The organism is Legionella wadsworthii DSM 21896 = ATCC 33877 (genome assembly GCF_000701265.1).
Classification (GTDB): domain Bacteria; phylum Pseudomonadota; class Gammaproteobacteria; order Legionellales; family Legionellaceae; genus Legionella; species Legionella wadsworthii.
In genome coordinates, this window is the sequence record NZ_KL370762.1 from 1 (window position 1) to 18,596 (window position 18,596).

Genomic DNA, 18,596 nt, shown 5'->3' on the forward strand with positions numbered 1-18,596 from the left:
GTCCATTGGCAAATCCCTGCCAACGTGCCGCGACTTGTTCGCGGTATCCAGCTGGGTAAGATGAAAGCACTCCTGCTTACAATGCCCATTGGCAAATCCCTGCCAACTTGCCGCACTTGTTCGCATGAAATTGAGCGGGAGTAAGGACTTTCATGTGTTATAAACTTGAAAATTGTTGATAGATAAATGCTGAATTAAAGCGTTCTGATTGAATTGAATTTAAACGAAATCTTGAATAATTTGCATGCACTATTATTTGTCGCCAAAATTCTATTCGAAATTACGCAAAAATATTAGAGAGTAGTTTTTGATCCACAGGCGCGTTAGGTTTTGATTGTTCTTTCTCACCGAAAAATCGCGGTCTTTTCGAATCGGATTCCCCACAGGTAAGATGATTTTCTTTAATAGAATCTATCAAACCTGGTGTATCTCTATACCCTCCGAGACAATACTTTCCCCATTGGCCATCCAGCTCCATTTCAATAAAACAATGGTCTGGATTACCTGAAATACAAACAGGAACTTCAGGATACAAGCGTTGCATTTCTTCTTTAAAAGCAATCGCTCTTAAACGGCAACTTGCAACACCTAATCTTCTGGCTTCCTCTAGGTATTCTATGCCGTTATGCACTTTCACTCCGATAGAATTCCGTAGTTCACCATGGTCTTTGCCGAACTTGAGGTACCGGGTTAATAAGCCGTGTATCTCCTGGTGTTTAGGATTTGGTGACAAAGTATTAAAAATAGGATGAGCCCTATATTGTTTCGGCATTCGCAATAATAAATTGGTAAAGAATTCTTGAGGTTCTGCTGTAGGATTGCATAAACGAATAAAATACAAATGATTTTCTTTAGAATATTTTATTTCAAAATCTTCCTTTTTTAACCCTTTTATCGCGATGTCCAGTAAACTTTCTCCAGGATGTACTGAGGGCAGTGCTTGCCAATTTTTTGACAAAGTTAATTTTTTATCTCCTTTTAAAAGAACGAGATCGGTTTCGTTTTTTCTTTTTTTAAACAGCTCTTTTGTGAATCCCTCAGGGTGAAATACATACTCACAATCAGTAAGATTTTTAGTAGCATTCATCCCTCTTAATTCGAAGTATTCAAAGGGGGAAGCGGGTCTATCGGTGATCGCAAGCTCAGGATATACTTCATTACGGTAATATTTAGTAGAGGGTGTAAATGACAGGGAACCAAGAGGTTTGAATACGGGTTTTCGATATGGACTTTGAGAAACAAATGCTTTCGTATCGATACCACTTTGATAGGTTGTCTGTTGGATTTCTTGTCGCATTTCTATGGACTTTCTTAGTTGCTCTAATTCGAGACGCTCTCTTTCATTATATATAGGATTTGAAAGTTCCATTTCAATAATGGAATCCATCGTTTGACTTAAAGAAACCTCATCCAGGTTGGTGGAGAATATCGGAGCTACCTCCAATAAATTTTTTTCGAAGGAGTGATCCTCGACTCGATCGCGACATCCTTTATAGTCAAGGAAATGAAACTGAGTGGCGTTTAGTTGTTGGTCTGTGGCTTGTTGCAATAACATGGCACGATTTGCAGGCTTCAATTTCGATGCCAACAGGTCGTCAAAATCTTCGCCATGGATTGCTTTGATTAAAGAATTTCTACTCATTAGGACCAATTGTCCATTCTGCCAGGTATATAAGGAATGTCCTGCATGCATTAATTCAAGCATATACTGAAGCATTTGTTCCCGTTTGGTGGAAGACCAATTATAGAACGACCAATCTGAAAATATATAAATTTGTCCAGTAGGTACTATCCCGGATTCTTCAATGACTACCTCGTCAGGATTTTCTGTTTTCACTAAAGATTTATCTTTTAATTTTTCCACTGCTTCTCGAATATCTCCATCGAAAATACCTTGTGTCCGAGCAAATGCCCTTAGATTGGCATAAGAGGTTGAAGGAATCCAGGCGCCCCAAAAACCGGTTTTTCTTTGTAAGACGGGCACTATCTTCGCAATCAGTTCTAAAGCTATGTCTACTTGTAATTCAACTGGATAACTTTGGTATTTGGAATGCCGAAAAGGCAACAGGAGTCGTTTCAAATCATTTGCTTTTTCTCTATCTTTTTGGTTGATCCATTGTTTATTTTCAATTCGATTAATTTCAATATCTATTTCTGCCAGTAAAGTGCGTATCAACTCTTTACCTGTTGCAGGTAAGATTTGCAGTTTAAAAGGCGGTAATGATTGTTCCTCTGCGGCAATTAAGGCTTCCAGATCATCGAGTTGATCCTCATTTACGGGAACTTCTGCTTTATTTTTACTTTTTGTAGCCTCTCTAAGTCCAGCTTCCAAAGCCTTAGGAATGACATTACTGCCTCGATTTACAAGATTTGGATTGACTTGATTTAAAACTTGCATCACGTTGCTCGAACAAAATGTTTCCACAGATGGAGGGGAACTTTTTTTGTCTTTTTTACCTTGTTTATTTGACCACTGAAATAAAGACTTGATTACTTCCCAGTAACTTGTCCGGTTTTTTCCCTGTTCATGGACCCGTTGAGTCACTTTAACTTGTTCGCGGTAAGCCCTAAGGAACTCCTCTCTTTGTTTCGAATCTGAATGTTTGAATACCAATAAGCTTGAGTTCACAAAAGGAAGTATTTCGGCTTGTCCTGAAGCTCGCCAAAAAAGAACGATCAATTGCATTAACCGCTCTTTATTTTCTTGAGTTGTCAAAAGAATGTGTTGGATAAGCTTGTCTGCATTATCACTTTCTGGAAAATCGGCAAGCAAATCTTTTATCCAATGGGGACCATGAGATAACGCTTGTTTTATTTGATGGATGGTCACTCTTTTACTGCAATAATTTAAAAGCAATTCTGTTAATTCTTCAATACTTTTTTCATTAAGGCTTTGTATGTATTTATCTGTAGATACTAAGAGCTGGCGCTCATAATTATGACAAATGATACCGTGTTCGGTTTTATCTGTGCAAACAAAGACAGTGACTACTTCCATATGGCCATGTTGATTACCAGGAGTGGTAAATGCTTGTGCGGCCTGTTTTAAACGTACGAAAAATTTTCTACTATTGGAAACCACAAACAGAATATCGCCTGGATCAATAGCACAATCTTTCAATACTAACATGCCGCACCTTAAACTAATTACCAATGACTATGGCCGTGACCGTGACCATAAGACATATGTGCATGAGGATGACCATGATGGTGGGAACCATTATTTAAGCAAGATAATATCGTATCCAGAGCAAGCGATGATCCGACAAGACAACAACATAATTCATCATCTCCACCGGCTTGTTCTAATCCTTTAGAGGCCTCACTAATCTCACTGGGTGTGAAGTCGAGTTCTTTAAGACGGTTTGCCAAATCCCCTGGTTTTGAAAAGGAATACGAACACAACTCACCAGCATGTTTTCTTAATTGCGGTAAAAATGCTTCTTTTTTTGCTTGTGCCGCAGACATTGCAGGCGATGTTTTTTTAAGTAAACTATATCTTTTAATCACATCATCGACATATTGAATTGCTTCAGCATCATCTCTTAGTGATTCGGTTTTTTCTCTTAAAGTTTCATAACGAGATACTAGATTGCTCATAGTACCTAATGCTTCTTTAAGCTCAGGACTTAATTTTTCTAATTTTGGCATTTTTGTCTCCTTGACCAGGTTAATATTCGGCGGCATATTAGCATGCATAGATCAAGTAAACAACTTTCTGAATTTAATTTAGTCAAGAATATAAATTGGAATTGGACAATGTCTAAAATAAAGCTAAAATGAAATCATTCATGATAGAAAGAAATACTTCAGCTTCTTTTTACTTGTTATTTAAATTAACTATTAGATAATATCAAACTACATCGATTACTGGTCCGTTTTTTTAATGATAGAATTTACTTTAATTCAGAAAATATGTATTTGGGCCATACCCATTTTACTGGCAATTACGCTTCATGAAGCCGCTCATGCTTTTGTAGCATATCGTTGTGGCGATACCACAGCGAAAATGTTTGGTCGGCTTAGTTTAAACCCTCTTCGTCATGTTGATCCTATAGGTACAGTACTCATTCCCTTGCTTATTGGGGTACTCACCCAATTTAATTTTGTCATTGGTTATGCCAAGCCTGTCCCTATCAATTGGAAACAATTCAAGCATCCTCGCCGTGATATGATTTTAGTCACTCTTGCCGGGCCGTTATCAAATCTATTTATGGCTTTTTTATGGGCGGGTTGCGATAAAATTGCATTAATTCTTAACCCCACTTCTTCGATGCCTGTTTTGTTTCTATACGCCACTGCTCAAGCAGGAGTATTTATCAATTTAATTTTAGCAGTATTAAATTTATTACCTATCCCTCCCCTCGATGGCAGCCGGGTGGTAAGTAGCCTTTTACCTCCGAAACAAGCCCTTGCTTATGAAAAAATCGAACCTTATGGATTTTTTATATTAATTCTTTTAATTGTCACCGGTGTTTTAGGCATGATATTAACCCCATTAATTAATTTGGGACTCATTACCTTAAGTGCTATTTTTAAAATATGAATATTCTCGCTGATGCTTCTCTTCCCGGTTTAGAGAAAGCTTTTCCGCTGCCTTTTCATCTCACCAAATATAATAATCCCGAGGAAATTACAGATCTACTTCCTGGTCAAGACATTCTTTTTTGCCGCGCTAATTTAAAAGTAAACAAATCTTTACTAAAAAATCATTGCTTGCGTTATGTAGCTACTGCAAGCAGCGGTACAGATCACTTGGATCATCGCTGGTTAAAGTCGCAAAACATTCAAATCATCGATGCAAAAGGCGCTAATGCGCGAGCTGTTGCAGATTATGTCGTTTCCTGTGTCGCCTATCTCACTCAAGCACAACTATATCAGGGAAATAAAATTGGGATTATAGGACTAGGACATGTGGGGAGCCACGTTGCATATCGTTTACATGCGGTTGGTTTTGATATTTTCAAATTTGATCCGCTCAAAGAAAAAAAGGATACAAATCATTTTCGAAGTTGCTCCCTAGAGGAGTTATACCAAGCAGATTTGCTTTGTGTTCATGCTGAATTACATGATCAGCCCCCTTATCCCAGCATGAATTTAATTGATAAAAATTTTCTGAACCGTTTAAAACCAGGGTGTGTCCTTATCAACGCAGCACGAGGAGGAATTGTAAACGAAAAGGATCTTCTCCAATCACCCAAGCCCTTTATATATTGCACGGATGTCTACCTTAATGAACCCGATATAGACGCACACATTATTGATAAAGCAATACTGTGTACACCTCACATTGCAGGCCATAGTATCGAAGCAAAATATACCGCTGTTGCTATGGTGAGTACAATGCTACACCAGTTGACTGGATTGAGTTTGCCACAATTTTTTAAACCTAAAATAAATCAGGTTATCCACTTTGAACATGATGAAGCCTGGATTGAATCTGTTCTTAAAATTTATAATCCTTTGGATGAGACGCTTTGTTTAAAACAAGCGACTCAAAAGAAAAACGCATTCTTGGAACTACGTAAAAATCACCGCAACAGGCATGATTTTTTACAATATGCTACCCATTCAAATTTACCTGACAAGACTAAATTCATGCTCGGCATCACCAATTAATTATCTATATTTTTTCCATTATCCATACTATCAAATTAAAATTTGTGCATTGTAAAATAGAAAATCAAATGGTACTCTTTTGCCGATTTTTATAAAAAATAAAGGAGTATGTGTATGTCTTTAGGAGTAAAATGTTCTACTTTCGCAGCGGCATTAATCCTTGCAGGCTCAGCCTTTGCAAATGACGAGTGTCCTGACCTGAGCGCTCTTCAAGCAAGAGGAATAGCAGGCGTTCAGCAAATTGGTGCGAATTATTTCATTGGTTTTTCCATCAGTCAAATTGACTCTGCAACCTGGGGCTTTGCTATTGGACCAGTCAAAGCGGATTCTGAAGATGATGCCATGGATGTTTCAACTGAAGTTTTGAATCATATGGCTACTCCTGGATTTCCCTTAGAGTTGGAAAATGACACCCTGGTTTGTTTGTATGATACCGGTAACCCTTATATTTATTCTATTGCTGTTCGGGATTATGCAATTAGTCCTATGAAGTTAAAACAACACTTACTAAACGCACATAAATAAATCTACAAAGCATGAAACCCAGGCCATATAAGAATATTGCCTGGTATTTAGTTTGGAATAAAATTCGATAGGAGTTACTCATGTCTTTAAAAGGAAAATTAACTACCATTACCATCGCTTTGGCCCTTACTGGTTCTGCTTTCGCAAAGGAATCAGTTTGCCCTGATTTGCATGATCTAAAAAGGGTAGGAATTCAAAAGGCTTCACAGCTGGCTTATAATTATTTTATTGGATATTCCATTGATAATTATAACAGTGCTACAAGCTGGGGTTTTGCTATTGGTCCTGTAGAAGCAAAATCAGAAGAAGAAACCATCGAGATCACCAATGAAATCTTAGAGGATATGACCGCCCCAGGGGTACCTGAAGCGGGTCGAGGCGACGATTTAGTTTGTATGTATGAAACCGGCGATCCTAATATCATTGCAGTAGCCATCAAAGGTTACGAAGATATATCCCCTGTTAAGTTGAAACAATATTTGCATCGATAAAAATAGCACCAAAAAATAGTTTCTGATGTCCTGAAAAAACAAAGCGTAATGAGAAAAGTAAACAAGAACTCAAATACTGCATTTCGCTTTGTTTTTTCAAATAAGAGTTAGGTAATTGCTTTCTGAATTAATTTTTTCACTATTTCCTGATCTGAAAAATTATATTTCACAGTGCCAATTTGTTGGTAGCCTTCATGCCCTTTTCCTGCAATAAGAATCACATCATTTTCATCGGCTTTATTTAAAGCATGAGCAATTGCTTCTTCACGATTGATTAATTGAATCACATTTGAGGTCTTTGAAACTCCATGAGCTATCTCTTTAATAATCGTCTGCGGATCCTCAGTTCGAGGATTATCACTGGTAATGATGATTTGATCAGCATACTTGCTCGCAACCTTCCCCATAACTGGTCTTTTAGTTTTATCTCTATCACCACCACAACCAAATACAACCCATAAACGACCTTTTTTCAATTGGTTTAATGTCAATAAAACATTTTCTAAAGCATCGGGAGTATGTGCATAGTCAACGAGCACATAAGGAGCATGAGACACAATTTCCATACGTCCAGGCGCTGCTTTTAATTGTTCCATTATCTTAATTACATCTTCGGGTACATAACCAGAAGCCAGTAAACTGCTAAATATGGCTAAACTATTATAAATATTAAATTGACCTATTGCTTTTATTTTTAAAAGATACTGTCCCCAAGGAGATTTCACTTCAATTTCTGTACCTTTTATGTCCATGGTCCAATTTTTGGCTTGTACATCACAATTCTGGCGGATCCCATACGTTAATTTTTTAACATGAACTTTTACGGCAGCAGCCATTCTTTTTTGATATGCATCATCAAGATTAAGAATGGCCCATTGTAGTGATTCACGGGCAAATAATAATGCTTTTGCGGTAGCATAATTTTCCATACTGCGGTGATAATCCAAGTGATCAAGTGTTAGGTTGGTGAATATAGCTTGCTTAAATTCAATTTCATCCACTCGATGTTGTGCCAACGCATGAGAAGATGCCTCCATGCAAATTTGTTTTATTCCTTGGTTTTTATATTGGGCCAATAGTTTTTGTAAGCAAAGAGAATCAGGTGTCGTATTCTCCAACACCTGAAGTTTTTGTACATTTCCTTGGCCAATAGTCCCTATATAGGCAGCATCCTGGCCTAACAATTGATGCGCTTGGGCCAATTGATAAGCAATCGTTGTTTTACCATTGGTGCCAGTTACTCCTGTTATATTGAGATACTGTCCCGGATCCTCATAAAAATATTTTGCAATAGAGCCAAGGTGTAGTGCTAAGTCAGAAACCGGAACACATGGAACAGATTGAGGCAGGACAACATTCTCAGGAAAATATATTGGATCATAAACTACTGCTGCTGCTCCCGCTGAAACAGCCTTATCTATGAATAAACGCCCATCAGTAGCAGCACCTGGATAAGCAACAAACAAATCACCTTTTTGAATGCGGCGACTGTCATTTTCTAAACCGGTGACAGTACAATCTGATTTTATCTGATCCATCCAGGGATTTAACAATTGTGTGAGTTTCATCACTTAGTTCCTAAAAAAATTGTTGCATTTGATCTATTTTATCCTACCAGCTCATCAGTAGGGATATTAAACAAGCGTAAGGCACCCGACATGACCTTTGCAAATAAAGGAGCAGCCACTGCTGCAGCATAGTAACCCTTTCTTGAAGGTTCGTGAATGATAACAACGACAACGAATTTGGGCTTTGACACTGGGGCGATCCCAATAAAACTTGCAGTATATTTTCTATCTTTATAACCCTCCTTTCCCGCAACACGTGCTGTCCCTGTTTTGCCTGCGACCCGATATCCTGGAACTCTAGCTGATTTACCCGTTCCATCTTTGCCCAAAACAGCTTCCATCATCGATAAAACCTGAGATGCGGTCTCCGTTTTTATAACTTGAACCCCCGGAGGGGGGGGATCATTATGTAATAATGTGACCGGGATTAATTTACCCTGATTGGCAAAAACCATATTGGCCTTAGCCAATTGCAATGCTGTAACCGATAGGCCATATCCGAAACTTAAAGTAGCCAAAACAAAAGGGTTGGCATTTTTGACATTCACAATGCTTCCCTCACTTTCGCCCGGATAAGTGCTTTCTGTGCGTTGCCCAAATCCACAACGCTGAAGTACGCCAATGAGCTGTTCTGGTGGGCTGGCTAAAACCATTTTTGTAACCCCCACATTACTCGAATGCTGCAATACACCAGTTACATCCAGAACCCCATAATTATGAATATCACGAACTGTATGTCCATGGACACTCATCCAACTTGGATTGGTATCTATTATAGTGGAAGGAGAAAATAAGCCTGTCTCTAAAGCACTCGCAATGCTGAATGTCTTAATGACTGAGCCTGGTTCAAAGGTGTCAGTAACTGCCCTGTTCCTATAGGAGTCCTTATCATAACGACCCCGGGAATTAGGATTATATGAAGGAACATTCGCCATGGCTAATATTTCACCGTTTTCAGTATCTACAACCACCACTGAACCCGACTTTGCAGCAAATTCTTCAACGGTTTTATTTAGTTCACTATAAGCCAAATATTGCAATCGTCGATCAATACTTAAAGTCATATCACGTCCCGGACGAGGTTGTTTGATTACTCCTAATTCCTCAATGATTCTTCCTAACCGATCTTTAATTACCCTTTTTTTTCCTACAACTCCCTTTAGCCAATCCTGATAAGCAAGCTCAATACCTTCTAAACCTTGATCATCGACATTAGTAAATCCAATTAATTGAGAAATACTGTCGGAATCGGGATAATAACGTTTGAATTCCTTTTGAAAATTAACGCCGGGTATTTTTAATGCCTTGATTCTTTTAGATAAAGGAGGAGGTAATTGCCTTTGTAAATAAAGAAATTCCAATTCTTTCTTTTCGGCATCAACTATTTTCCTACTTAGTTGTTGAGGAGTTAAATTAAGATATTCAGCCAAGGACATAAATTGTTCTTTATCCGGCGAAAATTCTTTAGGATTGACCCAGACCGATTCTACAGGCGTACTAATTGCCAAAGGTGTACCATTCCTGTCCATAATCATTCCTCGATGAGCAGGAATGTCTACAACCCGTAAACTTCTGGCATTACCTTGTCCCTGTAAAAATTGACGATGAAGTACCGTCAGATCTACCATCCGCCAAATTAAAATGAGCAAAAGTAATAAAAAAAAGATAGAAACTGCAATTAATCGATTTAAATGAGTTGAGTTTTTCATGGATAATTATCCATCAGTAGCCAGGGTGGAGGCAAATGCCATAACCCGGGTTTTTAGTGCATAAGAACTCCCAGGTTACGCTCTTAACTCCACCTAGGCTACGATAATAAAACTAAACGGCAATGGTACTCGTTTCAATTAAAAACTTCTACTGCTGGGCTTGCAACCAATAAGTATTTTTAGGGTTTGGTAAAAGCATTTGTAATTTATCAGTTGCCACCTCTTGGACACGAGCAGGTGTCGCCAAGCTTGCTTGTTCTAATAGTAACTGTCCCCATTGCAACTGTAAATAATGGGTTAACTGTTCTTGTTGTTCCACTTTATTCAATGTAACCCGATAGGAGTTCGTACTGTATATAACGGCCAAAGCACTCACCAATACAGCAACTAATAACATAATCAGCATGTATAATGACTTTGACATGTGCATATCTGCCAGTTGACCATTAAATATGGTACCTTGATTGATTATTCTCGCTGCAGCGTTCATGCTAGTTTCTCCCCTATTCTAAGTACAGCACTTCGAGATCGAATATTCTCGTTTACTTCTACATCTTTGGGCATAATCGCCTTACCTACCCTTCTAAAATTTGTTTTTAATACTTCATGGCGTATCGGCACCTCCGGAGGAGGCCTCTCACCCTGTTCTTTATCCCTCATAAACTGTTTCACAATGCGATCTTCGAGGGAGTGAAAACTAATCACGGCCAATCTACCTCCAGGGCCTAAAACATTAAGACATTGTTCCAGACAACTTTTTAAATCAGTAAGCTCTTTATTGATATGAATACGTATTGCCTGGAACACTCGCGTTGCTGGATGTTTGTGTTTTTCCCATTTGGGATTTGCTTCCTTAACTATTTCAGCCAGTTGCAATGTTGTTGTAATGGGGGCAATGCTTCTTGCGGCAACAATGGCTTTTGCAATCCGCCCTGCAAAACGCTCTTCTCCATACAGTCTAAAAACAGATGCCATTTCATCTGCTTCAGACTCATTTACAAATTGAGCAGCACTCATCGATTGAGATAAATCCATACGCATATCTAGAGGTCCCTGCTGGATAAAGCTGAAACCTCGTTCTGGATTATCCAGTTGAGGTGAAGACACCCCTAAATCCAGCAAAATACCATCTACTTTTCCTAAAACGCCCGCTTCAATAGCAAATTCTTCAATTCGTGCAAAGGAACCTTGAAATATATGGAAACGCTTGTCTTCACTAAAATGAGTTGTTGCATAAGCAATTGCTTCGACATCTTTATCTATGGCGTAAAGACGACCATTATCGTTTAGATGGCGTAAAATTTCTCTGCTATGGCCGCCACGCCCAAAGGTTCCATCAAAATAAACACCATCGCTTTTGATGTCTAAACCTTCGATCGATTCTAGAAGCAATACTGATTGATGCGTTGCCATTTTATGTTTCCATTACAAAGAAAACGTTTTCATTTCATCAGGTAACCCACCATTACCGGAACTTTCTTCAGCCAGCCATTGTTCCCGTCGAGTTTCCCAAAGATCCTTATTCCATACTTCAAATTTATTACCTTGACCTATCATCACCACTTCTTTTTCCAGCTGCGCATAATTCCTTAATACCGGGGGTAGTAATATCCTTCCGTTGGCATCAACTTCCACATCGGTCGCATGACCTATAAGTAAACGCTGTATTCTTCGTGCAGCTGCATTAAAACTGGGTAATTTTTGTAAATTGTCTTCAATGACCTGCCATTGAGCTGCGGTATAAAGCAACAAACAGGTCTCCTCTGTGTCAATTGTTACCACTAAAGGCGCTTTTTCTTCTGCTCCCAGGGCAGAACGATAACGCATAGGAATTGCCAAGCGTCCTTTGGTATCAATTGTGATTGCATTTATTCCGCGGAACATGGTTTCTTTTTATGTGGAAGATTTTTTCCTCCACAATTCTCCACTTTTTTATTATTTTAACCCACTTTTATACACTATAGAAACACATTTCTCCATGCGTCAAGATAAAAACCCACTTTTTGTTTAAATTATTTATAGATAAAAATTGCAATGACTTAATATAAATCTTTGTAGTCATTTTATGAGCAATCTGGGTTTAAGTAATGAAAACAAGATCTTATTAAGTTCTGTATTTAGATAAGAAGGAGGAAGAAATAAAAACTCCAGATACATCTCGTTGTTGTTATCTTTATTTTTGTGAAAATTGTGCGTATTTGTTTATTTTTATATTCAGTTAAATCTATAATGAACTATTGTGTCACAATATGGGGCAAATACTATGGACAGTAAGCTTGAAAAGCAACCATTTACACTCACAATGCTAGGAACGCTTACAGCTTTTACCCCTCAATTAAAACAAATACCCAAATCCGCTCCTTATAATAAAGGAACCTATGTAAAAGATTATCCTAAAGGAGAAACTTTAAGCATCGTATCGTCCTTAATTAAAACAAAAAATCCTGCACAAACTATAAAAGTCGATGCTAAAAATCCATACCCCTACGTCGCCGATGAAATTACGGTAGTGAACGGTCCTACCACAGAGGGATCTAATGTCGGAGAAAAAATAGGCCAGGGTTTAGCTGCTGTCTTAAAAGCGATAGCTCGGGGACAAGTTCCAATTAATATCATTGCCCACAGTAGAGGTGCTGTGGAATCTATTTTAATCGCTCACGAACTAGAAGCGATTCAAAAAATGATTGCCGAGTGCGCTTCTTTTGATGAAGTATTAAAGCAACTGGCGGAGCAGCAAACAAAAAGATATAAAGGTACGCCTGCTAATAATACTCCCGATATTATTGAATCTTTAAAATCCCAAATTAATTCAATACCGAAAGAAAAACAGGGAGAATGGTTTTATGATTTAAAAAAATATTTACCCAATACCTATGTTAATTTTTTTGGAATTGATCCTGTTCCAGGAGATTGTTTTCCCATAACCTGGTATGACGAACGATTTTTTATATTACCCGAAATAATTAAAAATACGGAATTGATTTATTATGTGAACGAACATTCCGATTGGGGATTCACGCCTATTTATCCCGAGGTCGTCTCTCAAGCAAAGCAGAATTTTGTAAGTTATTCCATGCCTGGACATCACGGGACAGGCTCTAGTGGAAACGATGGTTCCCAGCAGAGCATCATTGTCTCACCGGATGGATCTAAAACAACCCATGTCCAAAAAATTATAATCTATAAAATATTGTATTTTTTAACGGGGCAACATGTAGTATTTAATGATGGAACTCAAGTTTTTCATCAGTATTCCGCATTAGGCAGAAAATATTCTGGCTTAGATATAGGTTCCAAATTTTTCCCTATCAACGACCTTGATTTTCCCACTATTTTAAGAGCGCTTTATTCTGTAATTGCTAAAAATCAAGTGGCTTATGATGCATATAATTCCACCCATTATTCCTATATGGGTCTTACAAAACAAAGAAGAATGATGCATAAAGGCCGTATTTATGGATTATTTAATGACATCTTTACGCCCTATTCTGGTTATGTCAATGAAGAGCATGCATTTTTGATGCAGACACATTTTTTTAAAATTTTTGGCCTTCATACAAAAAGAAAAAATATTGCTGAGATGATCAATACAGCAAGTTCTGTTCTTGAAGAACATATTAAAAAACTCACAAATAAAGAACCCTCGATTCTAGAGTCTGAATTAACCCGTAAAACAGTATTGGAAACATTTGGCATTGTCATTCGCCAAGTAAGCCAGCAATATCTAACCGAAGATTGGAATTCATTTGAGAAGCAAGAGGAAAAAGAACATTTGTACCAGGCGGTAATCGATATTCTGACGAAGTTTAAAGAATTATCCGTCTCGGATAATTTGCCCACTCAACAATTTGTAGAAGAACTTCTTCTTTTGAGTTATACCAGCATCAATCAAACCTTGGTGCTTCAATCCCAAGGTTTGGAAAAAGACTTCAACTACTTTCAAGAATCTATAGATACCCGCTTAAAACAATTTTTCAGTGCATTATTAATGCAAGTAAATCATGTAGAAAATAGTCCCTCTTTGATTTTAGAGAATATTATGCAATCTGAAGAATATCAAAAATTACCAAATCACCCGATTTCAATTAAAATTGCTTTTATTTATAAAAATCTTCCTGGAAAAGAACTTGAAAAATACAGTGTAGAACAACTGACACAAAGCTATGAAGAACAATTTACCGACGCTCTTGAAGATTTTTCTAAACTATACCAACAAATAAAAACCTTTATATACGACTTGGGTGCTTTACGCAGTATCGTTCCGAGTAAAAAAATTGAGGTTGATGAACTGAACTTATTGAAACAAGCCAATGGGTTAGTTGCCATGGCTGCAGAACGATTTTATAAAGGCAGAGCGCTACAAAGTCTTCCTCCCATTGCTGAAAAGAATTCCTTTATGAGACTGGCAGAAGAACATGCCATTGAACATTTTGGCCTTGAAAGTCGATATAACATATTGAAAACAGCAGAGAAAGTTACAGCAGAGACAAGTGGCGCGTTTTCAAGAACGCTTTCTTTCTTCTGGAGTCCAGTTTCCAGAATGATCTATGGAGTTCAAGTTGTTGTCCCTCCTGAAGGTGAAATAAAGAAAGAAGGGATTACTTCGACACCTTTGTAGTCTCTCTGATGGATTAATAAAAAAAGAGAGGTAACTTCTTTATTTTTGTTAATCTCCATTTAAGGATAACATGATATGATAAAACTGTAGCGATATTAAACTCCTAGGTTATAAATCAAACATATTATCGCTACCTTTTTCTCCTGTGTTTCCACAAATCAATGATTCATTAAAGCCGCTAACCTGATACCTTGGAGAACTAAATCAGGAACTAAATGATGATATATTTCCTGTTTTTCGAATAAAGAAGCAAAGCCACCCGTGGCTAAAACCAAAGCATTTTCATGTCCAAAAGCTTCGCGCTGCAAGCGCTGGATTAACTCCCGGCAAGCACCAATTGCACCATAATACACACCAGATTGAATGCTTTCTATGGTTGAACGGCCTACTGAATTTTCAGTTTTTATGATTTCTACAGCAGGCAATTTCGCGGTATTTTTAGATAGGGCATCCACTGAGAGCCTGACGCCGGGCAAAATAGCACCTCCCATATAAACCTTTTGATTATTGATAACGCAGAAGGTTGTCGCTGTACCAAAATCAATGACAATAATATTTTGATTGGGATAGATATGGGTGGCTGCGATTGCATTTGCAATTCTATCTGCCCCTACTTCTATGGGATTACGATATTTAATATTTAGCCCTGTTTTAACTCCTGCTTGTAATAAAAAAGGTTCTATAGAAAAATATTTCACACATGCAGAACGAAGGGAATAATCGATTTGAGGTACAACAGAACAAATTCCTATTTGCTTGATGGCTTCAGGATTACAATTATTTTCCCGCAAAACACTTTTCAAGAAAATACCTAATTCATCTGAGGTACTTACCTTTGAGGTATGGCGAAAACGAAGCTTGATATCTTCCCCATCAAAAACACCCCCGTAGATATGAGAGTTCCCAACATCAATACAGAGAATCATATGGTCTCGCATCAATTTAAAAAGAGGATAGTAAATTGGGACACTCCGATTATCAAGTGGTAGAGATCAGTTAATTGTTTTATACAAAAAAAAATATTTTTATAAAGAAAAGAAGTCATGATTTAAAAATCAGATTTGTTGTATCCCTCACCTTTTAGATTATCTTCCAAAAATGTGCCTTGATGAGATGAAATCAAAAAACTCAGATCCATGGGATGTGCACTTCTCATGATAATGCCCTTGAACACCTCCGAAGCGTATAATGTTTCTCTCTCCTTTTTCGACAAGTCCAAAGAACCATTCTGAACTTCTTCAAGTGCTGTCTCAAGTAAAGGAAGTGCTTCATTGATGCTTGTAAATTTATCAAACAAACACTTTAAGTCACCATAAGGACATTCCTCCATGTGGGCAATGACAGAAATATTTTGAAAGAACCGTAAGACTTCCCGATGGTTTTGAGATGTAACAATCTGAGTTAAGCGATTGTCCAGTTTGTCCATTTCAATGGCATTTTCTTTAAGTTCTTTTAATCGTTGCGTTGCTTTTAATCCAAACAACTCTTTCATTGTTTTTAAAGTGGAGTCCTCTTCAAGGTCCCTTTCATTTTCACTTCCAGATAAGGTACTTTGTGATCTTAATGATTCATCAAGACCAGGTGAAGGTTCAGGAGACTCCTGATTGTCCTCGGTTTTTTCCTTCTGGGACTTTCTTTTTTCCCATTGGGCTTTAATTATGGGGGCGATTAAAGAAACGCCAACGCGACCAACGATATAAAGAGCGCCTAACCCAGCACTTCCCGCTGCAATGCCCAAGCCCACTGGAGGGAAGAAGATACTTAAGACTAAACCTACAATGACAAGAGAAGTTAGGGCGGCGGCAACCCCCCTATCCATAAATGCAGCAGTGCCCAGGCCCTCAAGAGTCTTTTCATCCTTTATTTTGTTATTGTAAAGTACCTGTAATGTAGCAGTGGTCGATTTATGCTCAATTTGCAAGTCATCTATTAATTCGCAAATTCGAATTCGCTCCTCATCAGTGTCAGCCGCTTTTAGTTCTGAGTACAACAATGATGCCTTTTTCCGAATATCCTTCAATATTTCTTCATTAACTTCTATATCTACTTTCGCCTGGTTTATTGATTTTTTAATCTTTTGCCGTTTATAGATCATATTTCCTATAGAGTACAAGCTAAGCGCCAGGCTTAAGCCAGCAACTGCGATACCAATAGGAGGTGCTGCAGCAGGAACAAGAATTCCAGTTAAAGCGAGAGCCAGTAAAACTGCGGAATATGCCCATTTTGCATTATTGGATAAGGTGAAAGGAGGCCATTTACCAGCAATCATGGAAAAGAAATAGATCAATGGAATTCGAATAAAATTAATGGCTGCAATACCTAAGCTTGCAAAATGGAAACCTGAGCTTGCTCCTTGGACTGCTTGAGACGTATCACCCAAACTTTTGATTAAAGCAGTCATTGCGCCACCAGTATTTCCTAAACTTTGTAAAAAACCAGAAAGTAATGGCACTTTAAGAATAAGTAATCGTAGAATAAAATTTTTTTCTTCTTCGGAATTAGGAGTTATCTGAATTTTTACAGACATCTCTTTAGCAAATTGCTCTCTTTTAAGAAATTCTTCCTCATTCCATTTCTTTTCTTTAACAAGCGTCTCTTTAGATAATTTCTCAGTACTCATTTTAAAAATTCTATGGACCATTCTATATTAACTATAGCTCAAATGAATTTTTGAATTGGGTCCATAGAATTTATAATACATTGTGGTGAACGGAATTAAAAAAAAGATACTATTTAATGACAAAATAAAAAAGCCCTACATCACACAGGGCTCTTAGTAAAAAATAAGGACCGGTTTAAAGGTTAATAAGATTTCACCTCGACCGTAGTACCTATATCAGCAAAGTCTTGGTTAAGCCATTTTGCTGCACTAGGTAAAACACGGATGCAACCATGACTTGCATTGTAGTTAGGCACTTCATATGCAGCATGAATGGAGTAACCCCCATGGAAATGCATGCAATAAGGCATTCTTGCACCACCATTAGTTTCCAGAGGATAGATACTGGAGGTACAGTCCTCACCTTTTTTAGAGTAAATACTAAATTTACCGGTTACAGTACGACATGGTTTACCTGCATCCTCGCAAAAATCTTTACCCCCTGAAGCGCTACCGGTATTTACTCTATTTCCTTCCTTATCATAAGCTGCCCATGCTGTTGCTTTCGGATCAAATACAATCACTTTTTTCCCAGTGGCTGGTCTTTTTTTAGGAAAATAGTTTGAACCTTTATGGTCAGCCTGCATGCTCATTGTATAATGTGTGTACCCCGCATCGTCTACTATAGGGACCGACCTATCCATGGAAGCACAGGATGTTGCTAAAGCACACACCGGAACTAACACTAGATATGTTTTCACTTTTTTTCTCCCTCTTTTTTTCCTTATTATCGGGAGATTTACAAATAGGTTTAGCTTTTTTTATTATTTTTTTCAACATTGTGTATTTTTTATGACCTCAAAGCCCATTAAATGATTATTTTTTGGGTTGTTTTGGTAGCATAAATTGAATGGCACTCATGAGTTGTTCATCAGTGCATTCAAAACATCCACCCCTTGGAGGCATTGCATTTATTCCCTCGTTTGTGTGTTCAAAAAGTGTTTGCATACCCTGTTTTAAGCGTATTTTCCAATCCCCTTCCTCACCGATTCTTGGCGCCCCTATTGTAATTAATGGCTTGGTTGCATGACAGTTGACACAAAAATGATTATATATTTGTTCGCCTTCATTTTTTGAGCCACTAATTGATTGCAAAAATTCTTGCGGGTGGTGACTTTCTGCACAAACAGGTAGGGTAAATATCAACATTATTGCGTAAGTAATCAAACGAATTATCATGTCCTGGGCTCCTGAAATAATTGGTTTCAAAATTAGAAATCTTGTTCAGTAAAAATCGCATACTAAAATGTTTGGGATTTTTTGCAAGCACAGAAAATACAGCCCCATAAATTATCGAGTAAGTTTCGGTGCAACATCACAACCCTTTAAAGAAAAACAAATTAAATTTATACTGAAATTGGTTAAAGATTTTGAAGTGAATGCCGATATATATGGATGTCTAACGTA

At 37.7% G+C, this 18,596-nt stretch carries 16 protein-coding genes; 5 read left to right on the forward strand and 11 right to left on the reverse strand.

All coding sequences use genetic code 11. The features are described from left to right. Positions 1-280 precede the first annotated feature (280 nt). Together BU07_RS0116100 and BU07_RS0116105 are read right to left on the reverse strand one after the other, a co-directional pair. Complete coding sequence (locus BU07_RS0116100; RefSeq protein WP_031567871.1) at positions 281-3,130, reverse strand: hypothetical protein; 2,850 nt, start codon at positions 3,128-3,130, stop codon at positions 281-283. A 17-nt stretch (positions 3,131-3,147) separates the two neighbouring features. Then, positions 3,148-3,651, reverse strand: coding sequence for a hypothetical protein (locus BU07_RS0116105; RefSeq protein WP_031567873.1), 504 nt, complete (start codon positions 3,649-3,651; stop codon positions 3,148-3,150). 235 nt (positions 3,652-3,886) lie between these two features. On the opposite strand from BU07_RS0116105, the gene BU07_RS0116110 reads away from it, so the two are divergent. The 4 genes from BU07_RS0116110 to BU07_RS0116125 all read left to right on the forward strand — a co-directional run bounded on the left by BU07_RS0116110 (position 3,887) and on the right by BU07_RS0116125 (position 6,635). Then, entirely contained in the window at positions 3,887-4,546 is a 660-nt protein-coding gene (locus BU07_RS0116110) for a site-2 protease family protein (RefSeq protein WP_031567875.1), read from the forward strand. Beyond that, on the forward strand, positions 4,543-5,619 hold the full coding sequence (locus BU07_RS0116115; RefSeq protein ID WP_031567876.1) for an NAD(P)-dependent oxidoreductase: 1,077 nt from the start codon (positions 4,543-4,545) through the stop codon (positions 5,617-5,619). Before BU07_RS0116110 ends, BU07_RS0116115 begins: the two co-directional genes overlap by 4 nt. Before the next feature lie 114 nt (positions 5,620-5,733). Continuing rightward, on the forward strand, positions 5,734-6,144 hold the full coding sequence (locus BU07_RS0116120; protein ID WP_031567877.1) for a DUF4949 domain-containing protein: 411 nt from the start codon (positions 5,734-5,736) through the stop codon (positions 6,142-6,144). Positions 6,145-6,224: 80 nt separating this feature from the next. Further along, positions 6,225-6,635: a DUF4949 domain-containing protein gene (locus BU07_RS0116125; protein WP_031567878.1), complete on the forward strand. Its 411-nt coding sequence runs from the start codon at positions 6,225-6,227 to the stop codon at positions 6,633-6,635. A 107-nt stretch (positions 6,636-6,742) separates the two neighbouring features. Here the strand turns inward: BU07_RS0116125 and BU07_RS0116130 are convergent, their stop codons facing one another. The 5 genes from BU07_RS0116130 to mraZ form a co-directional block, all read right to left on the reverse strand. Beyond that, the gene (locus tag BU07_RS0116130; RefSeq protein WP_031567879.1) at positions 6,743-8,203 is read right to left on the reverse strand and encodes a UDP-N-acetylmuramoyl-L-alanyl-D-glutamate--2,6-diaminopimelate ligase; all 1,461 of its coding nucleotides are present in this window, start codon (positions 8,201-8,203) and stop codon (positions 6,743-6,745) included. 38 nt (positions 8,204-8,241) lie between these two features. Beyond that, on the reverse strand, positions 8,242-9,912 hold the full coding sequence (locus BU07_RS0116135; protein WP_031567880.1) for a peptidoglycan D,D-transpeptidase FtsI family protein: 1,671 nt from the start codon (positions 9,910-9,912) through the stop codon (positions 8,242-8,244). 148 nt (positions 9,913-10,060) lie between these two features. Beyond that, positions 10,061-10,402 (reverse strand): cell division protein FtsL, encoded by a 342-nt coding sequence (gene ftsL, locus BU07_RS0116140; RefSeq protein WP_031567881.1) that lies wholly within the window; start codon positions 10,400-10,402, stop codon positions 10,061-10,063. Beyond that, entirely contained in the window at positions 10,399-11,325 is a 927-nt protein-coding gene (gene rsmH, locus BU07_RS0116145) for a 16S rRNA (cytosine(1402)-N(4))-methyltransferase RsmH (protein ID WP_031567883.1), read from the reverse strand. Before rsmH ends, ftsL begins: the two co-directional genes overlap by 4 nt. A gap of 12 nt (positions 11,326-11,337) precedes the next feature. Then, on the reverse strand, positions 11,338-11,796 hold the full coding sequence (gene mraZ, locus BU07_RS0116150) for a division/cell wall cluster transcriptional repressor MraZ (protein ID WP_031567884.1): 459 nt from the start codon (positions 11,794-11,796) through the stop codon (positions 11,338-11,340). Positions 11,797-12,175: 379 nt separating this feature from the next. On the opposite strand from mraZ, the gene BU07_RS17520 reads away from it, so the two are divergent. Beyond that, positions 12,176-14,530: a hypothetical protein gene (locus BU07_RS17520; protein ID WP_031567885.1), complete on the forward strand. Its 2,355-nt coding sequence runs from the start codon at positions 12,176-12,178 to the stop codon at positions 14,528-14,530. A 158-nt stretch (positions 14,531-14,688) separates the two neighbouring features. Here the strand turns inward: BU07_RS17520 and BU07_RS0116160 are convergent, their stop codons facing one another. From BU07_RS0116160 to BU07_RS0116180, 4 genes are all read right to left on the reverse strand, one after another. Further along, positions 14,689-15,456: a type III pantothenate kinase gene (locus BU07_RS0116160; RefSeq protein ID WP_031567886.1), complete on the reverse strand. Its 768-nt coding sequence runs from the start codon at positions 15,454-15,456 to the stop codon at positions 14,689-14,691. Positions 15,457-15,578: 122 nt separating this feature from the next. Continuing rightward, positions 15,579-17,150, reverse strand: coding sequence for a hypothetical protein (locus BU07_RS0116165; RefSeq protein WP_031567887.1), 1,572 nt, complete (start codon positions 17,148-17,150; stop codon positions 15,579-15,581). A gap of 182 nt (positions 17,151-17,332) precedes the next feature. After that, on the reverse strand, positions 17,333-17,833 hold the full coding sequence (locus BU07_RS0116170) for a L,D-transpeptidase (protein ID WP_423202589.1): 501 nt from the start codon (positions 17,831-17,833) through the stop codon (positions 17,333-17,335). A gap of 172 nt (positions 17,834-18,005) precedes the next feature. Continuing rightward, positions 18,006-18,368 (reverse strand): c-type cytochrome, encoded by a 363-nt coding sequence (locus tag BU07_RS0116180; protein ID WP_031567890.1) that lies wholly within the window; start codon positions 18,366-18,368, stop codon positions 18,006-18,008. Between the last annotated feature and the right edge of the window lie 228 nt (positions 18,369-18,596).

Excerpts from the sequence above, each read along its gene's own strand:
- BU07_RS0116170 (WP_423202589.1), bottom strand. The coding sequence starts at position 17,833 with ATGGATAGGTCGGTCCCTATAGTAGACGATGCGGGGTACACACATTAT.
- BU07_RS0116135 (WP_031567880.1), bottom strand. The coding sequence starts at position 9,912 with ATGAAAAACTCAACTCATTTAAATCGATTAATTGCAGTTTCTATCTTT.
- BU07_RS0116120 (WP_031567877.1), top strand. The coding sequence starts at position 5,734 with ATGTCTTTAGGAGTAAAATGTTCTACTTTCGCAGCGGCATTAATCCTT.
- BU07_RS0116125 (WP_031567878.1), top strand. The coding sequence starts at position 6,225 with ATGTCTTTAAAAGGAAAATTAACTACCATTACCATCGCTTTGGCCCTT.
- BU07_RS0116160 (WP_031567886.1), bottom strand. The coding sequence starts at position 15,456 with ATGATTCTCTGTATTGATGTTGGGAACTCTCATATCTACGGGGGTGTT.
- ftsL (WP_031567881.1), bottom strand. The coding sequence starts at position 10,402 with ATGAACGCTGCAGCGAGAATAATCAATCAAGGTACCATATTTAATGGT.
- BU07_RS0116110 (WP_031567875.1), top strand. The coding sequence starts at position 3,887 with ATGATAGAATTTACTTTAATTCAGAAAATATGTATTTGGGCCATACCC.
- BU07_RS0116100 (WP_031567871.1), bottom strand. The coding sequence starts at position 3,130 with ATGTTAGTATTGAAAGATTGTGCTATTGATCCAGGCGATATTCTGTTT.
- BU07_RS0116105 (WP_031567873.1), bottom strand. The coding sequence starts at position 3,651 with ATGCCAAAATTAGAAAAATTAAGTCCTGAGCTTAAAGAAGCATTAGGT.
- BU07_RS0116180 (WP_031567890.1), bottom strand. The coding sequence starts at position 18,368 with ATGATAATTCGTTTGATTACTTACGCAATAATGTTGATATTTACCCTA.
- rsmH (WP_031567883.1), bottom strand. The coding sequence starts at position 11,325 with ATGGCAACGCATCAATCAGTATTGCTTCTAGAATCGATCGAAGGTTTA.
- BU07_RS0116115 (WP_031567876.1), top strand. The coding sequence starts at position 4,543 with ATGAATATTCTCGCTGATGCTTCTCTTCCCGGTTTAGAGAAAGCTTTT.
- BU07_RS17520 (WP_031567885.1), top strand. The coding sequence starts at position 12,176 with ATGGACAGTAAGCTTGAAAAGCAACCATTTACACTCACAATGCTAGGA.
- BU07_RS0116165 (WP_031567887.1), bottom strand. The coding sequence starts at position 17,150 with ATGAGTACTGAGAAATTATCTAAAGAGACGCTTGTTAAAGAAAAGAAA.
- BU07_RS0116130 (WP_031567879.1), bottom strand. The coding sequence starts at position 8,203 with ATGAAACTCACACAATTGTTAAATCCCTGGATGGATCAGATAAAATCA.
- mraZ (WP_031567884.1), bottom strand. The coding sequence starts at position 11,796 with ATGTTCCGCGGAATAAATGCAATCACAATTGATACCAAAGGACGCTTG.